Below are 1422 nucleotides of genomic sequence, written 5' to 3' on the forward strand. Positions count from 1 at the left end.
GCATAGCATCGGTACCTCAGCGGCTAAAGCCGCATCCTCATTTCAGACTCCGTACGGCACGGCTAAAGCCGTGCCCTTAAGCAAGACATTCGCACCCACTGGACGGGCGATCTCGAATTTGTCGATACGCCCTAGTCTCGCAGTGCGGGAGCGAAGCTCATCACTTCCGAGAAGCGCATTTATCAGGACGCACTTTGCTCCTCTACCATCGGGTCGTACTCCCGTGTTTCCGCCGATTGAGTGTCAGCGATCGAGTCATTTGTAGAGACTTCGGACCCAAGTGGCTCGCGGAACGGTTCTACCGAGATGCGTTCATACCGCACTTCCAACACTGTCAGCTGTTCCGGGCCACGCGGCGCATGGAGAACAATTTCATCACCCGCCGCAGTTTTCATTAATGCGCGCCCCAGAGGCGAGACCCAGCTGATATGGTTGCGTTCGAGATCGACTTCGTCGGTACCGACGATGCTCACCACTCGCTCTTCTCCTGCAGCATTGACATAGTGAACGGTCGCGCCAAAGAATGCGTTAGTCATCCGCAGGCCCGTTCTCGGAGCTTCGGGATCTACCACCTCCGCGGCCTCGATTCGTTTCGTAAGAAAGCGAATCCGCCCATCGATCTGTCGCAGTCGCCGCTTTCCGTACTGATAGTCGGCATTCTCACTGCGATCGCCATTGCCGGCAGCCCACGCCACCACCTGCACTACGGCAGGGCGCTCCTTGTTGAGTAAAAAACTGCGCTCATGTTTAAGGCGCTCGAGCCCACTGGGAGTAATGTAGTTTGTGCCGTGCGCCGCGGGCGCCTCTGCTGGCGGTCTTCTAGTGAACCCTTTCCGCATCCTGTCCTCTCCAGCGCGAATTCGTGAGCGCCTCGATCAGCCGACGAATCAACCCCGGCAACCGTCATTGCTTAAGAAGCGCGTCAAGGCCAGACTGCGCAATGGCTTCGTCGATCTCCGATTTGGAGCCGCTGGCGGAGATCCCACCCAGGATCTTCCCATCGATTTTAATCGGAAGTCCTCCCTGGTTGGGGAAGAATTCAGGGAATGCCATCGCTTCCGTATTGCCCTTTTTAATTGTGTCAGCTCCGTCTTTGGACGGCCTGCCGTAGAAGGCCGCATGGCGTGCCTTTTTTTGGGCGAATTGAATGGTGTTCAGTGAGGCGGTTTCGCCCTTCTCCAGAAAAAGCAGATTGCCACTCTCATCCACGATGCAGATGGTTACGGAAACATTGAGCTCCTTCGCCTTTGCCTCCGCCGCAGAAACCATGATTTTGATATGAGTGAGATCCAGATACTTCTTGTTTGGAAGATCGTTGGCAAAAGCCGTCGCCGCTGAAAGAAGGATTGCCGTCAAAACTCGATACACGAATACCTCCCTAAGAATTGCGCTCCCAAGGTATCAGAGCCATCAGTCTAACGT

The 1422-nt window shown here is 55.3% G+C and carries 2 protein-coding genes; both read right to left on the bottom strand.

The genetic code is table 11. From position 1 onward, the window contains the following. Nucleotides 1–182: 182 nt before the first annotated feature. Nucleotides 183–839: a transcription elongation factor GreB gene (gene greB, locus AB4043_RS25455; RefSeq protein ID WP_442303545.1), complete on the bottom strand. Its 657-nt coding sequence runs from the start codon at nucleotides 837–839 to the stop codon at nucleotides 183–185. 64 nt (nucleotides 840–903) lie between these two features. Continuing rightward, nucleotides 904–1368 (bottom strand): GlcG/HbpS family heme-binding protein, encoded by a 465-nt coding sequence (locus AB4043_RS25460; RefSeq protein WP_442308513.1) that lies wholly within the window; start codon nucleotides 1366–1368, stop codon nucleotides 904–906. Nucleotides 1369–1422 lie beyond the last annotated feature (54 nt).

Origin of the sequence: Terriglobus sp. YAF25, assembly GCF_052113305.1 — a bacterium.
Lineage (GTDB): Bacteria > Acidobacteriota > Terriglobia > Terriglobales > Acidobacteriaceae > Terriglobus.